The sequence below is a fragment of the Streptomyces sp. ICC4 genome, assembly GCF_003287915.1.
GTDB lineage: Bacteria > Actinomycetota > Actinomycetes > Streptomycetales > Streptomycetaceae > Streptomyces > Streptomyces tritrimontium.
In genome coordinates this window covers 864842-881232 of record NZ_CP030286.1, presented here as the reverse complement: position 1 = coordinate 881232, position 16391 = coordinate 864842, and the positions used below count along the sequence as shown (strand labels likewise).

Annotated in this window: 16 protein-coding genes and 3 pseudogenes; 12 read left to right on the top strand and 7 right to left on the bottom strand. The window is 69.0% G+C overall.

All coding sequences use genetic code 11. The annotated features are described in order from the left end of the window. Positions 1-421 precede the first annotated feature (421 nt). Positions 422-1866 (top strand): annotated as a pseudogene (locus DRB89_RS04085) (NF041680 family putative transposase). 29 nt (positions 1867-1895) lie between these two features. Here the strand turns inward: DRB89_RS04085 and DRB89_RS04080 are convergent. Beyond that, on the bottom strand, positions 1896-2927 hold the full coding sequence (locus DRB89_RS04080; RefSeq protein WP_204357622.1) for a hypothetical protein: 1032 nt from the start codon (positions 2925-2927) through the stop codon (positions 1896-1898). Positions 2928-3124: 197 nt separating this feature from the next. Between DRB89_RS04080 and DRB89_RS04075 the strand changes: the two genes are divergently transcribed. The 6 genes from DRB89_RS04075 (at position 3125) to DRB89_RS42690 (ending at position 7335) form a co-directional block, all read left to right on the top strand. Continuing rightward, a complete protein-coding gene (locus DRB89_RS04075; protein ID WP_204357621.1) occupies positions 3125-3688 on the top strand; it encodes a hypothetical protein in 564 nt (187 codons plus the stop codon). Between the two features lie 67 nt (positions 3689-3755). Further along, entirely contained in the window at positions 3756-4169 is a 414-nt protein-coding gene (locus DRB89_RS04070; protein WP_162688465.1) for a transposase, read from the top strand. Positions 4170-4355: 186 nt separating this feature from the next. Then, a complete protein-coding gene (gene arsB, locus DRB89_RS04065) occupies positions 4356-5477 on the top strand; it encodes an ACR3 family arsenite efflux transporter (protein ID WP_112446637.1) in 1122 nt (373 codons plus the stop codon). A 282-nt stretch (positions 5478-5759) separates the two neighbouring features. After that, a complete protein-coding gene (locus DRB89_RS04055) occupies positions 5760-6116 on the top strand; it encodes a metalloregulator ArsR/SmtB family transcription factor (RefSeq protein ID WP_112446635.1) in 357 nt (118 codons plus the stop codon). Between the two features lie 127 nt (positions 6117-6243). Beyond that, on the top strand, positions 6244-7134 hold the full coding sequence (locus DRB89_RS04050; protein WP_112446634.1) for a permease: 891 nt from the start codon (positions 6244-6246) through the stop codon (positions 7132-7134). Positions 7135-7185: 51 nt separating this feature from the next. Beyond that, positions 7186-7335, top strand: a complete 150-nt coding sequence (locus DRB89_RS42690; RefSeq protein WP_162688464.1) for a hypothetical protein — start codon at positions 7186-7188, stop codon at positions 7333-7335. An 84-nt stretch (positions 7336-7419) separates the two neighbouring features. Here the strand turns inward: DRB89_RS42690 and DRB89_RS04045 are convergent, their stop codons facing one another. From DRB89_RS04045 to DRB89_RS04035, 3 genes are read right to left on the bottom strand one after another with little or no spacing between them, the layout of a single operon-like run. Continuing rightward, on the bottom strand, positions 7420-8478 hold the full coding sequence (locus DRB89_RS04045; protein ID WP_112446633.1) for an ArsO family NAD(P)H-dependent flavin-containing monooxygenase: 1059 nt from the start codon (positions 8476-8478) through the stop codon (positions 7420-7422). Beyond that, complete coding sequence (locus DRB89_RS04040; RefSeq protein ID WP_112446632.1) at positions 8475-9269, bottom strand: MIP/aquaporin family protein; 795 nt, start codon at positions 9267-9269, stop codon at positions 8475-8477. Before DRB89_RS04040 ends, DRB89_RS04045 begins: the two co-directional genes overlap by 4 nt. A gap of 34 nt (positions 9270-9303) precedes the next feature. Further along, complete coding sequence (locus DRB89_RS04035; protein WP_112446631.1) at positions 9304-9618, bottom strand: metalloregulator ArsR/SmtB family transcription factor; 315 nt, start codon at positions 9616-9618, stop codon at positions 9304-9306. Between the two features lie 76 nt (positions 9619-9694). Between DRB89_RS04035 and DRB89_RS46250 the strand changes: the two are divergent. The 4 genes and pseudogenes from DRB89_RS46250 to DRB89_RS44180 form a co-directional block, all read left to right on the top strand. Further along, positions 9695-9826, top strand: a pseudogene (locus tag DRB89_RS46250) (arsenate reductase ArsC); the annotation flags it as partial. A gap of 211 nt (positions 9827-10037) precedes the next feature. Then, positions 10038-10304, top strand: coding sequence for an arsenate reductase ArsC (locus tag DRB89_RS44185; RefSeq protein WP_343234500.1), 267 nt, complete (start codon positions 10038-10040; stop codon positions 10302-10304). Positions 10305-10353: 49 nt separating this feature from the next. Continuing rightward, entirely contained in the window at positions 10354-10773 is a 420-nt protein-coding gene (locus DRB89_RS04025; RefSeq protein ID WP_112449157.1) for an arsenate reductase ArsC, read from the top strand. Positions 10774-10777: 4 nt separating this feature from the next. Beyond that, positions 10778-10930: pseudogene (locus DRB89_RS44180) on the top strand (thioredoxin-disulfide reductase); the annotation flags it as partial. Positions 10931-11171: 241 nt separating this feature from the next. Here DRB89_RS44180 and DRB89_RS04015 read toward each other — a convergent pair. Further along, positions 11172-11573 (bottom strand): hypothetical protein, encoded by a 402-nt coding sequence (locus DRB89_RS04015; protein WP_162688463.1) that lies wholly within the window; start codon positions 11571-11573, stop codon positions 11172-11174. A 114-nt stretch (positions 11574-11687) separates the two neighbouring features. Here DRB89_RS04015 and DRB89_RS04010 point away from each other — a divergent pair, with 114 nt between their 5' ends. Beyond that, positions 11688-12137 carry a winged helix-turn-helix transcriptional regulator gene (locus DRB89_RS04010; RefSeq protein WP_239516005.1) on the top strand — a complete coding sequence of 150 codons (450 nt, stop codon included), beginning with the start codon at positions 11688-11690 and terminating at the stop codon, positions 12135-12137. Here the strand turns inward: DRB89_RS04010 and DRB89_RS04005 are convergent. Together DRB89_RS04005 and DRB89_RS04000 are read right to left on the bottom strand one after the other, a co-directional pair. After that, a complete protein-coding gene (locus DRB89_RS04005) occupies positions 12118-13710 on the bottom strand; it encodes an oleate hydratase (protein ID WP_112449155.1) in 1593 nt (530 codons plus the stop codon). The two genes, DRB89_RS04010 and DRB89_RS04005, sit on opposite strands and share 20 nt — an antisense overlap. Positions 13711-14149: 439 nt before the next feature. Further along, a complete protein-coding gene (locus tag DRB89_RS04000; protein ID WP_112449154.1) occupies positions 14150-16222 on the bottom strand; it encodes a S8 family serine peptidase in 2073 nt (690 codons plus the stop codon). Positions 16223-16391 lie beyond the last annotated feature (169 nt).

The following is a 16391-nucleotide window of genomic DNA, read 5'->3' as shown; positions in this document are numbered from 1 at the left end:
CGGTGCGGGCTTCCGGCCGGCTGGGCGGAGGCGGCCTGGGGATGTGGCGTGAGCGCGACGGCGGGGAGTGGAAGGCCACGGCCGGCGAGATCGCGGAGGATCTGGTGTTGCCGGAGGTGCCGCACCAGGTGGCAGCCGCCTTTCGCCCGCCCCTGGCCAAGTCCGGGAGCCAGCGTCCTCGCCGCGTCGAGGAGGTCCGCATCGTCACCGGCGATGATCGGACCACCGCCCCGGCTCTCCTTCCACGCCAACACTCCTGTCATGTACGGCTCAGAAACAGTCCGTAACTTGTTCCTTAACGTCGGGCTTGATCATCAGCGTCCGTCAGGTCGCTCGTTCGGGTGATCGCCGGACATGGGTACGGCCTTCTCGTGATCCTGAACTCAGCGACGAGATCAGAGTGTTCACGAAGAAGGCCGTGGTGGTGAGTGTGCTGGAACGGGTCGGCGAGCGGGACGCATTCGAGGAACTGTCACACTTCCGAACCGACTTTTACGGGTGCTTGTCAGCGCGTGCGGACGCCTTCTTCGAGCTCACCGACGCGCTTCTGTGCTCGGACGGGCCGGTGAAGACGCCGGTGGAGCTGTCGCTGACTGTTGAGCACCGCCGCAGCTACGGCTCCTTGTACGCGGCGCTCAACGACGGTCGCCTCGATGTCGAGCGGCTGCGTGACCTGCTGGTCTCGGTGCCGCTGCCACGCTTCGAGGGGCGGATCGTGCTGTCCGTGGACGTCTCGCCGTGGCTCCGATCGGATGCGGCGTGCTCACCGGAGCGGCTGTTTTGCCACGTTCACGGCCGGTCCCGCAGTACCGCTCAGATCATCCCGGGCTGGCCGTACTCCCTGGTCGCAGCCCTGTCCCCGGGCCCATCGTCGTGGACCGCGGTCCTGGACGCGGTCCGCCTGGGCCCCGAGGACGACGCCACCGCTGTCACCGCCGCCCAGCTGCGCGCGGTGGTCGAGCGCCTGGTCCGTGCCGGCCAGTGGCGGACTGGCGACCGGGACATGCTGGTCGTGATGGACGCCGGCTACGACGTGACCCGCCTGGCGTGGGTGCTGCGGGATCTGCCCGTCGAACTGGTCGGCCGGCTGCGCTCCGACCGGGTGCTGAGGGTTCCGCCACGGCCGCTGTCCTTCACCTACCAGCCCCTGGGACGCCCACGGAAGCACGGCCTGGAACTGCGGCTGGCCAAGCCGAGACCTGGCCCGAGCCCGCATTGGTGACGGTCAACGACACCGACCGCTACGGCAAGGCCCGCACCCAGTCCTGGGACCGGGTCCACCCCCGGCTGACCCACCGCTCCTCGTGGATCGACCACGACGGCGATCTCCCCCTGGTCGAGGGCACCCTGATCCGCCTCAAAGTCCAGCGCCTGCCCGGCGATCGCGACGCACCGCCGTTGTGGCTGTGGTCCTCGAAAACCGGCGCCACCACCACCGACGTGGACCAGGCCTGGGCCTGCTACCTACGCCGCTTCGATCTTGAACACACTTTTCGCTACTTCAAACAGGACCTCGGCTGGACCCGCCCGCGCCTGCGCAGCCCACAGGCGGCTGACCGCTGGACCTGGCTCGTGATCGTCGCCCACACGCAACTCCGCCTCGCCGCCCCAGCCACCGCTGACCACCGCAAGCCCTGGGAGAAGACCACCCACGCCGGCACCGCCAGGACCCCGACGCGCGTTCGTCGAGCATTCCGGAACATCCGACCCCATCTCGCCAACCCGGCCAGAGTTCCGAAATCCACCCGACCCGGACCTGGACGGCCCCCCGGGTCCAAGAACCGCCGCCCTGCCACCCGCTACGACGTGGGAAAAACCATCAAGCGCCCGGAGTCACTGATCGAACGCGATCAAGCCCGACGTTAAGGAACAAGCGTAACGGGCGTGGTACTCGGTCATGAAGTTCGAGGACCAGGAACCGAACTTCTTCGAGTCCGACGCGCACGCGGTGCCCTGGCGCGGATGCCCATGTTTGTGCCCAGGGCGAAAAGCGCGAGAAGCAGGCGCCGTTGGAGAGTGGCGCGGTCGATGCGCTCGCAGGTGGCGACCGAGGTGCCCTTGTCGTCGACGACGGCCTCGCGCCAGTCCTTGCGTAGGACGCCGTCCATCAGCACCACATCGCCGACGTCGTAGAAGCGGGTCTTGCCGTCGACGTCGGCGTACTTGGTCAGCAGAGCAAGCGCGTCCATCACCGGCCGGTAGGTGGTGTTGTTGCACTTGAAGCCCAGAGTGTTCAGCAGCGGCGGCAGCATCTGCCGGTAGTACGAGCTGTACGACGAGCGCAGCGTGGTGCGGACCTTGGCCTTGAACGCCCTCTCGTTCGCCTTGGCCTCCGCGACCAGGTCGCGCAGCGTCTTCTCACCTACCACCGGGTACAGCACCGTGCGCACGGTCCCCTCCGGCTGGCCCACCGCCGCATCAGCGAGGCGGAAGAGGATGCCCTCCTTGCCCCTCACCTTCTTCAGCTCCGCCGTCAGCTGCCGCTCCACCCGTCGCTCGGCACGGGCATTGATCTTGTGGACCAGAGCAACGAGCAGTTCCACCAGAGCGTCGGTGATCTCCGCCTGACGAGACGTGCACAGCGCGGCCAGTAGCGTGGTCCGCACGTCCTCGCCCGCGTCGCGGAAGTCCGAGGGGTACATCTTGATCGCCCGCGCCCGCCATGCGGCCACCAGCTTCTCCGAGCAGTCCGAGAACATCCCCTCCGGCAAGCCAAGCTGGCGTACGGCGGTCAACTTGGTGATCTCCGTCAGGAGCGAATCCAGGCCCACGGCGCCCGGGTCCCGCTCCAGCGAGGCCAGCAGTGCGGTGCCGTCCTCGTTGCCCTCCGCCACCAGGTCCAGCAGGCGGCGGGCGCACGCCTCGCCCAGGCGTGCGACGGTCTGCGTACAGAAGACGCGGTCAGCCCGCGCCCGTGCCGCGGCCACGATCCGCTCGATACGCCCGGGGGCTCGATGCGGTCGCTGCGGCACTGCACGAGCAGGGCCTCGCGCAGCCGGTCCTCCACCAAGAAGCCGATCCGGGTGGAGCGTTCCGAGGGCCACAGGGCCCGCCGGAGGTGGCGACCCGCCGCGTCGTCCAAGCGTTCCTGCGCTGGTGCGTCGAACACCAGGCAATGCCCCGCTTGAGGATCCCCACCATCCGCACCGACAACCCGGCTCCGATCAGCCAGCACCGCCGCATCGCCCTGATCGGCAAGGTCATGACCAGCGACGATCTCCCGCTCATGGAACGGATCGCCGCCGCGCTGATCCTTCTCTATGCCCAACCGGTCCGACGTCTGGTCCGGCTCACCGTCCACGACGTCCAGCACGACACCGGCCAGGTCGCACTCCGCCTCGGCGATCCGCCCACACCAGTCCCCGAGCCCTTCGCCGGCATGCTCCTCGACTACGTACTCAACGGACGACCGAACAGGCCCAACGGCACCCTCCCCGGCAGCGGCTGGCTCTTCCCCGGACGCCGGGCCGGACAGCCCATGGACCCCGCCACCCTCGGCAAACGACTCACCGCCGCAGGTATCCCCACCCTCCACGGCCGGACCGCCACCCTGCGACAGCTCGTCCTCCAAGCACCGCCGTCGGTCGTTGCGGGGATGCTCGGCTACCACGCCGTCCACACCGAGGCCGTCGCCGCCCAAGCTGGAGGAATCTGGAAGAAGTACGCCCCCGGTGACCACACACGGTGACCTCACAGGCCGTCAGCTACAAGAACATCGACCACCCGATCACAGACTCCTACCGATAGCACACTTCGTGCACCTCCGGGGCGGCACGGACCGTGAACTCTTGCCCCGCCGCCTGCGCGAGCTCCAGGCCAGCAACCGCGCCGATCAGCAGGATCCACACTGGCAGCGGCTCTACGCCTCACGCTCCGGCATCGAGGGCACCATGAACGAGCTCGTCAACGGCCATCAGATGCGCCGCTGCCGCCACCACGGCGTGTCCAAGGCCCACGTCCAGCACGTCCTGATCGCGATCGCCGTCAACATCGAACGCCTCAGCACCCAGGAACCGGCAGTCTCCACCTACCGCCCCCGCTCACCGACGGCGTTCCAGCAGTACCTCGACGAGAACGAATTGCCCCGGCCCCGCTGGTGGCGCCAAGGGCAATGGTCAAGAAATCTCGAGATCCCCGACAGAGTCCCTCATTGGGTCATTCGGCCCTAATGTCAGCCACGAATGCATCAGGGGTGACTGATGTGAGAGCATCAGTACAGGCTGACATCAGTAAATACTGATATGACGGCCCCGCTCCGCACGCCTTTGGGGGGTGCCCCCGTCGACTACAGCTCCCCCGATGGCCCATCACGTGGCGGCGCACGTCACCTCTCCACACCGAAAGCGAGTCCCCTCATGACCACGACCGAACCCGGCCCGGCCGTACAGCCGCCGGGCGCCGAGAATCCGTCGATCGTGGGCGAGCTGTCCACTCTGGACCGCTTCCTGGCCGTGTGGATCCTGCTGGCCATGGGCGTCGGCCTGGGGCTCGGCCGGCTCGTCCCCGGCCTGAACGACGCGCTGGCGAAGGTCGAGGTCGGCGGCATCTCCCTGCCCATCGGGATCGGCCTGCTGGTCATGATGTACCCGGTGCTGGCCAAGGTCCGCTACGACAAGCTCGACGCGGTCACCGGCGACCGCAAGCTGATGGCGTCCTCGCTGGCCATCAACTGGATCGTCGGTCCGGCACTCATGTTCGCGCTGGCGTGGATCTTCCTGCCGGACCTGCCCGAGTACCGGACCGGGCTGATCATCGTGGGCCTGGCCCGGTGTATCGCCGTGGTCATCATCTGGAACGACCTCGCCTGCGGTGACCGCGAGGCCGCCGCCGTCCTGGTCGCTCTGAACTCGGTCTTCCAGGTCATCGCCTTCGGCGCGCTGGGATGGTTCTACCTCGACCTGCTGCCCCGCTGGCTCGGGCTCGGTGACGGTCAGGGCCTGGACGTTCCGGTCTGGCACATCGCGCTCAACGTGATCGTGTTCCTGGGCATCCCGCTCCTCGCGGGCTTCCTCACCCGCCGCATCGGCGAGAAGAAGCTCGGACGCACCGCCTACGAGGCGGAGTTCCTGCCGAAGATCGGGCCCTGGGCCCTGTACGGCCTGCTCTTCACGATCGTCATCCTCTTCGCCCTGCAGGGCAGGACCATCACCTCGCAGCCCCTGGACGTGGCCCGTATCGCGCTGCCGCTCCTCGTCTACTTCGCCGTGATGTGGTTCGGCACCTTCGCCCTCGGCAAGGCCATCGGCCTCGCCTACGACCGCACCGCCACCCTCGCCTTCACCGCCGCCGGCAACAACTTCGAGCTGGCCATCGCCGTCGCCATCGCCACCTTCGGCGTCACCTCCGGCCAGGCCCTCTCCGGCGTCGTCGGCCCCCTCATCGAGGTCCCGGTCCTGATCGGCCTGGTCTACGTATCCCTGGCCTGGCGCAAGAGGTTTGCGGCGGGCCGGGTGGCGACCCGGGGAGAGTCCCGCTGATGCACTGCCTCGACTGCCACACGCAAGGGACCGCAACCCCGTCAGTCGGCATCTGCCGCAGCTGCGGCGCCGCCGTGTGCGCCAACCACGCACGGGTCGTCGCTTACGAGATCCGCAGGCGCCCCCTCCTCGCGCCGCCCAGCGAGACTCCGGCCCGGAGCGTGCGCTGCTTCCCGTGCGCAGGGGCCGACAGGCGCTGACCAGCCCAAACAACCGCCATCACCCACCTATCAACAGCAAATACTGTTGATAGGTGCGGGTGGTGGTGTTAGGGTCGGGGGTATGACAACGACTCTTCCGGTCGCGGTGACGACCCCGGCGGCCCTGCTCTCCGAGGGCGATCGGGCCCGTCTCCTGGCCCCGAAGCTGCGAGCCCTGGGGGACGAGACCCGCCTGACACTGATGCTGCTGATCGCCGAGCGTCCGCGCACGGTCAAGGAGCTCCAGGAGGCCACCGGGCTGAGCCAGACCCTGGTCAGCCACCACCTGGCACCCCTGCGCGAGCAGGAGCTGATCAGCTCCAAGCCCCGCGGGCGGAGCAACGTCTACTCCCTGTGCTGCGCCGAGCTGGGTGGCCCCGTCCAGCTGCTCGCCAGCCTCGCGGCCCAGGCCCCCGAGGGCGCTGCGTCCTGTCAGTGAAGTGACCTGAGCCGGGCGACCGCCCGGCCCCCGTACAGCCCCAAGACTGAACTCCCCCTCCCCACCGGCAGCGTCCGCGCCGGTGGGACGGCACAGCGATGTCTGCAAGCCCTGAGGTGCACCACCCGTGAACCACGTCCTCGAAGTACTCCAGACGTTCGCCGTCATCACCGGGGAACTCGTCGCGCTCTTCGTCGCGATCGCCTTCCTCGTCACCCTGCTGATGCGCAGAGCGGGCCCGGAGAAGCTGGCCCAGTGGCTGGGCGGCAGCCACCTGAAGGGCATGGTCAAGGGCACAGCCTTCGGCGCGCTCACCCCCTTCTGCTCCTGTTCGACGATCCCGGTCCTGGCCGGAATCCTGCGCGCGGGAGTGCCCTTCTCCACCGCCGTGGCCTTCCTGATCGCCTCGCCGATCATGGACCCGTTCGTGTTCGTGGCCATCGGCGCCCTGTTCGGCTGGAAGATGGCCGTCAGCTTCACCGCGGTCGCCGCGGTCGGCACCCTGCTCATCGCGCACGGCATGCACCGCGCCGGCTTCGCCGGACAGGTCAAGCGCGTAAGGGTCACCGGTAGCCAGGAGAAGGCATACGTGCCCTGGCGCGGCCTGCGCGCCGAACTCCCCGGCGCCTGGCGCGAGGCCGTGATCGAGCTGAAGCCCATGGTCAAGCCGATGCTGATCGGCGTATCGATCGGCGCGCTGATCTACGGGGCCGTGCCCACCGACCTCATGGCCGCCGTCGCCGGTGACGGCAAGTGGTACGCCATCCCGCTCGCCGCACTGATCGCCATCCCCCTCTACATGCGGGCCGAGACCGCCCTGCCCATCGGCTTCGCCCTGATGGAACGCGGCATGAACCTCGGAGCCGTCTTCGCCTTCGTCATCGCAGCGGCCGCCATCAGCCCGCCCGAACTGACCCTGCTCACGAAGCTGTTCAAGCCCAAGCTGCTGACCACCTTCGCCACCTCGGTCTTCGCCCTCGCGCTGGCCGGCGGATTCCTCGTCCCCCTCGTCGCCTGACCAAGCCCGCAGACCCTGCTTCCCTTCAACCCCGTCCAGGAGACAGACCTCATGAGCACCAAGACCGGCCTCTTCGTCAAGCTCTTCGGCAAGTCCGACAACAAGCCCGCCTCCGACTGCTGCGACGTCCAGATCATCGAAGAGGACGAGACCGTCCCCCAGCAGCAGCGCGCCGAATCCCGCTCCGACTCCGACAGCTGATCCGCGTACCGGCCGCCTCCACGGCAGATGGCAGGGAACCCCACCAACGATCCGGTGGGGTTCCCTGCCATCTGCCGTGTCGGTTCAGCGGCCCAGCAGCTCGGCGACCTCGCGGGGGGAGTCGCGGGCGGGGCGCCCGACACCGATGAGGGTGGCGGAGGCGGGGCCGGTCCAGTCTCCGTAGCCGAGCAAGTGCAGGCGCGGCTCATCGACGGCGCGGGTGCCGGCGGTGGAGATGTGGCCGCGGGTGCCCCGCAGGCGCAGAGAGGCGAAGTGCGCGAGAGCGGGGCGGAAGCCGGTGCACCAGATGACCGCGTCGGCTACGGCCCTGGCGCCGTCGACCCATTCCACACCGGTGGCGGTGAGGCGGGTGAACATCGGCTTCGCTGCCAGGAGTCCGGCGTCGCGGGCGGCGCGGACCGGGGGCACGGCCACGATGTCGCCGAGGGAGGCGACACCGCCGGTGTCGGTGCGGCCCGCGTCGAGTGCCTGGCGGCGGGCGGTGGCGGCATCGAAGAGCGCCCGGCCGTCGATGTCGTCGGCGAGGTAGCGGGGCGGGCGCTGGGTGACCCAGGTCAGCGCGGTGGTGGGCGCGAGGTCGGCGGCGATCTGGGCTCCGGAGTTCCCGCCGCCCACCACGATCACACGCTGACCGGCGAACTCGGCCGGGCTGCGGTACTGCACGGTGTGAAGCTGGCGTCCCTCGAACTCGCGCCGGCCCGCAACAGCGGGCAGGAACGGACGGGTCCAGGTTCCGGTGGCGCTGATGACCGCGCGGGCCCGCCAGTCACCGCAGTCGGTCTCCACACGCAGGAAGTCGCCATCGCGGTGGACGGCATCGACCCACACACCCCGCTGGACGGGAAGCTCGTACCGCTTCTCGTAGTCCGCGAGGTACGAGACCACGTGCGCGGCGTCAGGGTAGAACTCACCCTCCTGCGCGGGCATGAAGCGGCCCGGCAGGGAGGAGTAGGCGGCCGGGGAGAACAGGTGCAGGGATTCCCAGGTGTGCTGCCAGGCCCCGCCGGGCGCCGTCTGGGCGTCGAGGATGACGAACTCGATGCCCAGACGACGCAGGTGGTAGCCGGCGGCGAGCCCTGCTTGGCCGCCGCCGATCACCACCACATCCGCGTGCCGCGTCATGCCGCGGGCACTCCGGTGTCCGTCGTGCCTCGCATGAAGATGAGCGCCACCAGGGCCAGGCCCACCACCGCGCCCACGAGCTGCACGCCGACGAACGCCGGAACCGAGGCGGGAGCGATGCCCGCGAAGGTATCCGTGAAGGCGCGGCCAATCGTGACGGCCGGGTTGGCGAAGGAGGTGGAGGAGGTGAACCAGTACGCGGCGCCGATGTACGAGGCGACCGCGACGGGTGCGAAGCGCAGCCGGTCGGTGCGGGCCAGGCCGAAGATCAGCACGACCAGACCGGCGGTAGCGACAACCTCGCCGAGCAGCAGGTTCCCGGCCGAGCGGTCGTGGGTCGCCCACTTCACCAGGGGCTCGCTGAACATCGCGTCGGCCAGGATCGCCCCCGCGATGGCGCCGGTGATCTGGGCGGGCACGTAGGCGGCCAGCTCGCGGGCGGTGACTCCGCCGCCGGTGCGGCGGGTGGTCCACCACTCGGCGAGGCTGACCGCCGGGTTGAAGTGGGCTCCAGAGACCGGGCCGAGGAGGGCGATCAGGACGCCGAGGCCGAAGACCGTGGCGGTGGAGTTGGCCAGCAGCTGCAGCGCGACGTCCTGGGTGAGCTTCGTTGCCTGGATGCCGGACCCGACGGCGATCGCGACCAGCGCGGCCGTTCCGACGAGTTCGGCTGCCGCGCGGGCCACCAGCGGAATGGCGGGCGGGCTCGCGCCGGGTGCGGGCTGGGGCGCGTCGGCGGGTATCGCGGTTACCGCTGCGGGCGCGTCGGCGACGGGCTCGGTGACGGACAACGGTTCTCCTCGGGCAGGTGAGGGGCAAAGCGGACTATGGGCAGGACCGCTTGATGTTCGCTTCGGAAGTGGCACGCGCGGCCTGCGCGAGCCCGGCGAACTGACCGGCGAGGGCCTCGATGACTTCCGGGCGGAGCTTGTAGTAGATGAATCGGCCGCACGGTTCGGTCTCCACGACCCCGGCCTCTCTGAGCACCTTCAGGTGGTTGGAGAGGTTGGTCTGCTTGGCGCCGGTCTCTTCCACGAGGTGCGTGGTGCACAGCGTCTCGCGGGAGAGCAGGGTCACGATCTGAAGCCTGAGGGGGTCTGCCAGGACTCGGATCAGTTCAGTGTCGACTGACGTCATCATGTGCTGATACTGTCACATCAGCTGGGGCTGACACCAGCGTGAGCTGACTTTATTGGCTCCTTTGAACAGGATCGCCATGCCCACGCCCTCCTCACCCCTCCTGCCGGACGAACGCCTGGCCGCGGGGGCTGCCCGCCTCGCCACCCGGTACGCCGGCCGCTTCGCGCCGGAAACCGTGCTGGGCCTGCTCGCCGAGCACGCCCGGATCCGTACGCACGTGGTCGTGCTGGCGGAACGGCTGACCGCCGAGCGCCTGGACGCCCTCGCCCACACCCAAGGGCTGACGAGCGGCCCGACGCGAGTCCTGTTCGTGTGCAGCCACAACGCGGGCCGCTCCCAGATGGCCGCCGCCCTCCTCGCACCACCGAGCGGGCGAACGCGTCACCGTCTCCTCAGCGGGCACCCACCCCGCCGACGAGGTGGAGCCGCGCATCGCCCAGGCCCTCACCGAGGCGGGCGCGGACCTTCTCGACGCCTACCCCAAGCCTTTGACCTCGGAAGTCGTCGAGGCCGCCGACATCGTGATCACGATGGGCTGCGGCGACGCCTGCCCCGTCGTGCCCGGCCGCCGCTACCTCGACTGGCCCGTCGCCGACCCCGACGGCGCACCGATCGCCGTCGTACGAAACATCCGCGACGCCATCGACGCCCACATCAGCGAGCTCCTCACCCAGCTCGCCCCCTGAAGCCCCCGCACACCCCCACCGCAGTCGCCTCACCCCAAGGAAGAAACAGATGTCCTCCGCTCCTGCCGCCTCCGTCCTGTTCGTCTGCATCCACAACGCGGGCCGCTCCCAGATGGCCGCCGGGTTCCTGCGCCACCTCGCCGGCGACCGCGTCGAGGTCCGCTCCGCCGGCTCGGTCCCCGGAGAGCAGATCAACCCCTCGGCCGTCGCCGCCATGGCCGAGCTGGGCATCGACATCTCCGACCAGAAGCCGAAGGTCCTCACTCCGGAGGCCGCCCAGGCGTCCGACTACATCATCACGATGGGCTGCGGCGACGCCTGCCCGTACTTCCCCGGCAAGACGTACCTCGACTGGCAGCTGGAGGACCCGGCAGGCCAGGGCGTCGAGGCCGTCCGCCCCATCCGCGACGAGATCAAGGGCCTCATCGAGGGCCTGATCGCGGAGATCGACGCCAAGAAGCAGGCCTGACCCCGTGACCGACGTGACGACCACCGCCGCCGACGGCATACGCAACGTCATCATCATCGGCTCCGACCCCGCCGGATACACCGCCGCCCTCCACACCGCCCGCGCACAGCTGAAGCCCTTGCTGTTCGGCAGCTCGATCTTCGTCGGCGGCTCGCTTCCGGCTCGGGTTCGGAGCAGTCGCGGGCTCTCCCATCCCGGCCTGTCCCGCAGACTGTGCACGGCTGTGCCCCCGAGGGCCTTGGGTGCTCTCGGGGGCACAGTCTTTTCCGTTTTCTACCACCAGCAGGGCCAGCAGTGGCAGCACCACGTGCTGACGTGCACGTACACGCTCACGACGACATCCATCCTGATCACCTCCTCCCTCCCCCGGAATCCCCCCGAGTGGGCCGTCGCCTGGGTCAGGTTGTGGCGATGGCCAGATCTGAGGTGGCGTGCGCGATGTCGGTGTGGACGCCCGCGGTGACCTTGTAGGAGCAGCGGGCCACCAGCAGGTCCCCGTCGTTGGCCGTATTGGCCGCCAGGCTCGGGAAGTCCGCGCGAAGCTGCTCGCGGCGGACATCGTGGGTGGGGGTAAGGGGGATGGCCAGGGTCTGGGTGCCGATGACCTGGTTGGTGGTGAGGTTGGTGACGGTCACGATCAGGCGGTGGGCGTTGGCGAAACCGTTCAGCTCGGCGCCGATCTCGATGTCCGCGATGACGTCGTACGGGCCGCCGGTGGTGATGGTGTCGGCGGTGAACAGGGTGCCGTCGTCCGCGAAGCACAACTGCTTCACGCTGGCGTCCCAGGTACCAGTAGGCATGTCGCTCGTGTCCCCTTCCCTTGCGAGGGCCCCTGGCAGGGGCTCCCGTTCCCCCGTTGTCCCACCACACCCACGGGAGCGGTAACGGCTCACGGCAGGGGAGCGCGGAAGCCCGTGGGCGGCGAGAAGGTGAACGGGCGCCGGTACACGCTCCGGGCGGAGGTTGAGCATGGTGGGGTCGTCGTTGATGGCCGGGGTCTGGCGGATCGCGTCGAGGACGGGCTGGATGAGCTTCATGCCCTCGCGGGCGCGGCGGTCCAGAGCTATTCACCCTCATGCTCGCGTCGGGCACCCACCGGTTCTCCGCCCTGTGCGACGCGGTTGCGGGCATCACCCCCCAAGGCCCTGACCGTCAACCTCCGCGAGACCGAACGGGACGGCCTGGTCGACCGCAAGGTGTACGCCGAGGTGCCGCCGCGTACCGAGACAGCCCTCACGTCGTTGCGCGACGGCGCGATCGGCCCCTTCGCCGCGATCCGGAACTGGGCCGAGAGCCAGGCGGCCGAGTTCCACCGTGTGATCGGTGCGACGGAGCGCGGGCGGGTCAGGCGAAGGCCGTCTTGAGGGCGGTCCAGGCGACCTTCGGGTCGGAGAGGCCGTGGTAGATCGGCGGGATCTCCCGGTCGATGCCGAAATGGTGGTAGACGGCCATCATGGCGCTGCGCACCGAGTACTCGACGGTGAAGACGACACCCTCGGGGATCTCGACGAACTGCCCGAGGAAGGCGAAGTTCTCGGCGCCGTCGGGGATCACCAGCGGGCGGTCCTCGACGACCCTGCGCTGGAACTGCGCGTCGATGTAGGGCATCTGGACCGTGGTGACCTTCGTCGTCCGGTGGACCTCGTCGGCGATGTCGTCGAATCCGAGATGGCCGAGCAGCTCGTCCAGGATTTCGGCGCCGGTGCAGTCGTCCATCTTCTTGGGCACGTGGTCGCCGGGTACATCTCCGAACAGCGAGTAGCCCCAGAGCGTGTAGGTGTTCTCCTTCTGGTGCGCGAAGTGCGGCTGCGCGGGGACCACGATCGACAGCAGCCACCGTGAGTCCTTCCACGTCATCAGCGCGCCCTCGCCCGGCACGTTGTCCGTGTAGGCCTGGATGCGGTCCAGCAGCGTGCGGCTGCTCATCGTGAGCGTGAACGACTGCCACTTGGTCTCGTCGATGTTTCCGCAGAATGCCGTGGGGCGCCCGAAGTCGTCGGCCTTCTTGGCGATCGTCTCCCAGAGCTGCCAGGAGCCGTCGCGTTTGTCCCGGATGAGCGGCGCCACCGTGTTGCTGTCGCCGTAGGTGGTGTCGGAGGTCATCGAGCCGTTGGTGATGAACACGTAGTCGTCGGGGCCGAGGTCGATGATCTCGGTGTTCCCCTCGCCGCGGTCGAGGTGGATCCGCGATGCCCGCCTGGCCCGCGCCCCCGCGAACTCGATGTCGGTGACGGTCACTCCGAAGTCGGGATGCACCCCTTGGCTCTCCACCCACGACTGGATGGGCCGGATCACCGAGTCGTACTGGTTGTACTTGCTCCGCCGCACGGGAGACAGGGTGTGGAGTTGATCGAACATGTGGGCGAAACGCAGGAAGTAGCGTTTGAGCTCGATGGCGGAGTGCCAGTTCTGGAACGCGAACGTGGTGCGCCACATGCACCAGAAGTTGGACTCGAAGAAGTGCGGCTGGAAGAAGTCGTCGATGCGGCGCGCACCGATGACGCGCTCGGGCAGGGCCAGCAGCCGCGTCAGGTCGGCCCGGTCGCGGGCGTCGAGGCCGAGCTTGGAGGCGTCCGGGATGGACCGGTCCTTCAGGATGATCCGAGCCTTGGCGTTGGTCGGGTGTGCCGTGTTGAACGCGTGGAACTCATCGAGGACCGAGACGGTGGGATTCTCCAGTGAGGGGACCGTCGCCAGGAGGTCCCACAGGCAGACGTAGTACATGGTCTCGAACATCCGGCCGCCGCGTGTGACGTAGCCGCCTTCGGGTGTCGGCGCGGGCGCGCCGTCCATCGAGCCCCCGGCGATCCGGATCTGCTCCAGTACGTGGATGTTCTCCCCGCGCACACCCGCGTCGCGGATCAGGAACGCGGCCGCGGCCAGACTCCCGACCCCGCCCCCGACGAGATAGACCTGCGAGTTCGCCGAAGCCGCCATGATGAACCTTCCAGATGCCACAGATGTTGCCAATCATCGGAAATCGGAGCCTAGGTCGCGCCGGCACCGGTTGCCCTGTGACGCTCAGAGCACCAGCCCCGAATGGGGGGTTCTTCGGCCGGACGGCCCCGACCAGAGGCGCCCGTGGGGTGTCCGCCCACGGCGTCACCGCGCAGCGGTACAGGGTGGTGGAGGCTCCCGCCACCTCGGACCTGCGTGCCGTCGAGGCGTCCAACTATGCCTCTGCCACGACCGCACGGCGGGGCCAGAGGTTGGCGCGTTCCATTCCGGAAGCAAAGCGGCGTCGACCAACCTGTTCTCCTGTTCGAGATCAGTGAACTGGGCGGGTAGTAGCTGACTTTCGCTTCGCGTAAGCGCGTCAGCCCTCTCGACCGGTTCCGGTCGAGAGGGCTGACGCACCTGGGTGTTCAGGCGGGCGTCAGAACTTGAGGCTCCAGGCATCGAGGTAGCCGGAGTCGCCGCTGTACCAGTCGGTGACCTTCAGCTTCCAGGTGCCGTTGGCGGTCTCGGAGGAGGCGTTGACGGTGTAGGTGGCGAGGATGTTGTCGGCGCTGTCCCAGCCGTCGATGTTCTTGAGGCGGTAGCTGGTGCCGTCGGGGGCGATGAGGTCGATGATGACGTCACCGCGGTAGGTGTGCTTGATGTCGACGGCGACCTTGAGTGTGGTGGGGGCGTTGCCGCTGAGGCCGGTGACGGGGATGGAGCTGGTCACGTTGCCGGGGTCGGGGATGTTGAGGTTGGTGGTGTTCTCGAAGTAGCTTCCGCCGCCGGCGTTGTTGACGGTCCAGGTGAAGCTCTCGCTGTCGGAGGGGCCGGTGCTGTCGGTGGCGGTGATGGTGACCGTGCTGGTTGCGGCGGTGGTCGGGGTTCCGGAGATGAGTCCGGTCGAGGTGTTGAGGGTCAGGCCGGCGGGGAGGCCGGTGGCGCTGTAGGTGAGGGTGCCGCCGGCGGTGGTGGTGGCCTGGATCTGGAGACTGGCGGCGGTGTTGACGGTGCTGGTCTGGTTGCCGGGGTTGGTGACGGTCACTCCGCTGACAGGGGTGCCGGCCACGGCGCGGGCGGTCTTGTCGGCGTCGGCGAGGCCCGCTCCGCAGCCTCCGGAGCAGGTGCCCGGCATGGGCCGGGTGTTGGCCTTCATGGTCGATTCGACCTGGGCCGGGGTCATGGCCTTCTCGCCGAGCATGAGAGCGGCGAGGCCGGCGACGTGCGGGGAGGCCATGCTGGTGCCGCGGTAGAAGGCGTAGGACTCGGCGGCCGGGCCCTGTGCGCCGCTGTTGAGCGTGGACAGGATGCGGCCCGGGTCGTCGGCAGCGCTGCCGTCGCCGCCGGGGGCGGCGAGGTCGATCTTGGCTCCGAAGTTGGAGTAAGAGGCGCGGTTGCCGGCCCGGTCCGAGGCGGCGACCGAGATCACGTTGTTGCAGCTGGCCGGGGTGAAGCCGGAGACGTCCTTGTTGGAGTTGCCCGCCGCGACGACCACGGAGGTGCCGCGGGAGACGGCGCTGCTGATGGCGTTCTGGGTGGTGGAGTCGCAGGCCGCCTCGCCGCCGAGGCTCATGTTGATGACCTTGGCGGGGGTGGAGTTGGCGGGCACCCCGCTGACGGTGCCGCCCGAGGCCCAGATGATGGCATCGGCAATGTCGGCGGAGGTGGCTCCGCAGCGGCCGAGGACGCGGACGGGCTGGATCTTGGCGTTGTACGCGATACCGGCCACGCCCTTGCCGTTACCCGTGACAGCGGCGATCGTGCCGGCTACGTGGGTGCCGTGCCAGGAGGAGTTGCGGGCCTGCCCGAAGGTGCAGTCGCCGGCCTTGGACCCGTCGCCGGGGTCGGCGGAGTCGGCGTCGCGGCCATCGCCATCGTTGGCGTTGTTGGCGTCGGAGATGAAGTCGTAGCCGGGGATGACGTTGGCGGCCAGGTCCGAGTGGGCGACGTAGCCGGTGTCGATCACGGCGACGGTGACGCCAGATCCTCGCTTGGTCGCGACGTCCCAGGCGGTGTCCACCTTCATCCCGGCAGCGGCCTCGTGGAAGTCCCACTGCTCGTTGTATCGGGTGTCATTCGGGGTGGAGAACGCCTGCAGGACGGTGTTCGGTTCGACGAAGGCGACATCGTCGCGCGCCGCGAACCGCTCCATCAGGCGCCCGGCCTGCTCCGGGCTCAGCGTTCCCGGAGTCTTCACCAGCACCCCGCCGGTGGCCAGCCGCCGCTCGAGCCCGGCCTGCCGCTTGTCGGCCTTCGCGACCGCCGCGACTGCCTTCGTGGCCTCCGCGTCGGAGCCGGCGGCTGCGGTGCCCTGGCGGAAGCCGACGATGAACCCGTCGTAGGTGCCGGCGGCGGGTAGGACGGGGATCTTCAGGGCCTGCGCCGGTGCCTGGCCGGGGCTGGCGGCAGCCGGTACGGCCTGGGCGCCGAGCAGCGCGGCGGTGGCGACGACACCGGTGGTGATCGCGATGGATATCCGGCCGCGCTTGCGGCCGAGAGCGGATCGCATGTGGCTCCTCATGGGTACGGGAAGACCCGGTCCGCACGCGTCGTCACCACCTCGGCGCATCTCAGCCTTCGGTGGTTCGGACCGCGCTTTGAAAACGGGGCCGCCGATCTGGAAGTGCACAGGGGCGAGGCAACGGCGACCCTCCGCCCGGAGAGGGCTGCGGATGGGC